Annotated in this window: 3 protein-coding genes and 1 pseudogene; 3 read left to right on the plus strand and 1 reads right to left on the minus strand. The window is 37.5% G+C overall.

What is annotated here, in order from left to right; all coding sequences use genetic code 11:
• The 3 genes and pseudogenes from DS885_RS17705 to DS885_RS01560 all read left to right on the plus strand — a co-directional run.
• A pseudogene (locus tag DS885_RS17705) lies at nt 1–122 on the plus strand (SAM-dependent methyltransferase); the annotation flags it as partial.
• A gap of 73 nt (nt 123–195) precedes the next feature.
• Nucleotides 196–1,221 carry a protein-methionine-sulfoxide reductase catalytic subunit MsrP gene (msrP, locus tag DS885_RS01555; protein ID WP_113817649.1) on the plus strand — a complete coding sequence of 342 codons (1,026 nt, stop codon included), beginning with the start codon at nt 196–198 and terminating at the stop codon, nt 1,219–1,221.
• 18 nt (nt 1,222–1,239) lie between these two features.
• Nucleotides 1,240–1,869 carry a protein-methionine-sulfoxide reductase heme-binding subunit MsrQ gene (locus DS885_RS01560; RefSeq protein ID WP_113817650.1) on the plus strand — a complete coding sequence of 210 codons (630 nt, stop codon included), beginning with the start codon at nt 1,240–1,242 and terminating at the stop codon, nt 1,867–1,869.
• A gap of 58 nt (nt 1,870–1,927) precedes the next feature.
• Here DS885_RS01560 and DS885_RS01565 read toward each other — a convergent pair.
• Nucleotides 1,928–2,346 (minus strand): glycerate kinase (locus tag DS885_RS01565; protein WP_113817651.1); only part of this gene is annotated, 419 nt, incomplete at its 5' end.

The raw sequence follows: 2,346 nt of genomic DNA on the forward strand, positions 1-2,346 counted from the left end.
TAGTATTAGCTAATGTTGAAAGTCAGATCGATGTCTATAGTGCCGAGAAAGCTATTACGCCTTTCGAAAGAAAATATTGGGCGAGTGGCCAGCAATCCTTAAGATTATTATGCGATCTGTAAGATACTTGTAATTAAATGAAATATTATGTGTGTTTTATAGGTCTATCTTGATTCAATTAAGTGAGGAAAAGATATGCTTATTAAACACACTAAAAAATCACAGTTAAAAGAATCACAAATAACTGGTGAGTCGGTTTATAAAGAGCGTCGAAATATAATGAAAGGGGTGGGGCTTGCTGCGTTAACGCTACCTTTTACAAAAACTGCCACTGCCGGTGTTTTTGATATCTTTACCAGTAGCGGTGATGAAGCAAAGGCAGGTGGCACTTTTCAGCGTACACCGCTCAGTTTTACTAAAAATACTAACTTCCAATCATTAACCAGTTTGACCCCAGAAAGTAAAGTCCTTGAATACAACAACTTCTATGAATTTGGTACGGGTAAAGGTGACCCTGCTGAATACGGTCAACAATTCAAAGTTGATCCATGGTCATTAACCATTGATGGGCTAGTAGATAATCCAATTACCTTGAATTACGAAGATCTATTAAAGAAATTTGAGATAGAAGAGCGCTTATACCGTATGCGTTGTGTAGAAGCCTGGTCTATGAATATACCATGGTTAGGGTTTACCTTAGCCAGTTTATTAAAACAGACGGGGATTAAGTCTAATGCTAAGTTTGTTCGTTTTGAAACTGTTTATGACCCTGAACAGATGCGCGGTCAAAAGTCACGATTTGTAGGTGGAAGTATTAACTTTCCTTATGTAGAGGGCTTGACTATCGCTGAAGCGATGAATCCATTAGTACTGATGTCGGTTGGCTTATATGGTAAAACCTTAGCTCCACAGAATGGTGCACCGATACGCTTAGTCGTTCCATGGAAGTATGGCTTTAAAAGTATCAAGTCAGTAGTAAAAATTACAGTGACTGATAAAGCACCTGTTAATACATGGCAAGCAATTGGTCCCGATGAATATGGCTTCTTTGCAAATGTGAATCCTAATGTAGATCATCCTCGCTGGAGTCAAGCAACTGAACGTTTTATTGGTGAAGGTAATGTTTTCCAACAATCTAGAAAACCAACTTTAATGTTTAATGGGTACGAAGAAGAAGTGGCTGATTTGTACAAAGGCATTAACTTGTCTCGTTACTTTTAATGGTCACTGAGTATAGAGATGTTTAAGATTCCACCATTAGCTATTACCTTAATTAAAGCGATTATTCACTTAGCTTCATTATCGACTTTACTGTATTTTTATATATTGATTGATAGTAATCGCTTAGGAGCTGATCCTGTTAAAGAGATGATCCACTTTCTTGGTAAAACAGGACTGAACTACTTATTAATTACGTTAGTGATTACACCTTTTGCTAAGCGTTTTAAACAACCTTTATTATTAAGGCTAAAGAGAGTATTGGGTTTATATAGTTTTGCTTGGATCTGTTTACATTTTACCGCGTTTCTCTGGTTAGAGTTAAACTGGCAAGTGGGGTTACTGATAGAAGAAACCATTAAGCGACCTTATCTAACCTTAGGCATGGCCGCTGGAACAATCCTTTTATTGTTGAGTATTACCTCTCTCAACGCTATTAGGAAAAGAATGAAACAAGCTTGGTTTACTCTTCATAGATGGGTGTATGTGGCGTTAATATTAGGCACTGTACATTATTATTGGTCGGTGAAGTCTGGACTGATAGAACCAAGTATTTACTTTGCCTTATGCTTTATTTTATTAAATGAGCGTCGACAATACTTTAAATCTTTATATTATTCAGTATTTAAAAAATCAAAAACTATAAACTAAAAGGTATTAAAGGGTGCTATCAGAAAATAGCACACTGACTTATTAACTTATTTACTTATTAACCTTTAAGCGCCCACAGTTGAGCAATATTCTCTGCGACATTTTCTACGTTTACTTTAGCATCTGTAAAAGCTTGCTGTAATGTCATTGCGCCTGGTACTGCTGCAAAAACAGCGTCTATGCCACATTCATAAACAGCTTGGTGATCTTTTCCTAAACTGCCAGCGATACCGATTACTGGAATAGCAAATTGTTTGGCGACTTTAGCTACTCCCATCGGGGTTTTACCAAAAACTGTTTGATGGTCAATACGGCCTTCACCTGTGATCACTAAATCCGTTTGTTGCATATCTTCGCTTAATTTAACCGCTTCTAGTACGAGTTCTATCCCCGGCTTTAAACTTGCGTTAGCAAAAGCCATTAATGCAGCTCCCATCCCGCCAGCAGCGCCTGAACCGGCAGTGTCTAATACATCAA

The sequence above is a fragment of the Psychromonas sp. B3M02 genome (genome assembly GCF_003318165.1).
Taxonomy (GTDB): Bacteria; Pseudomonadota; Gammaproteobacteria; order Enterobacterales; family Psychromonadaceae; genus Psychromonas.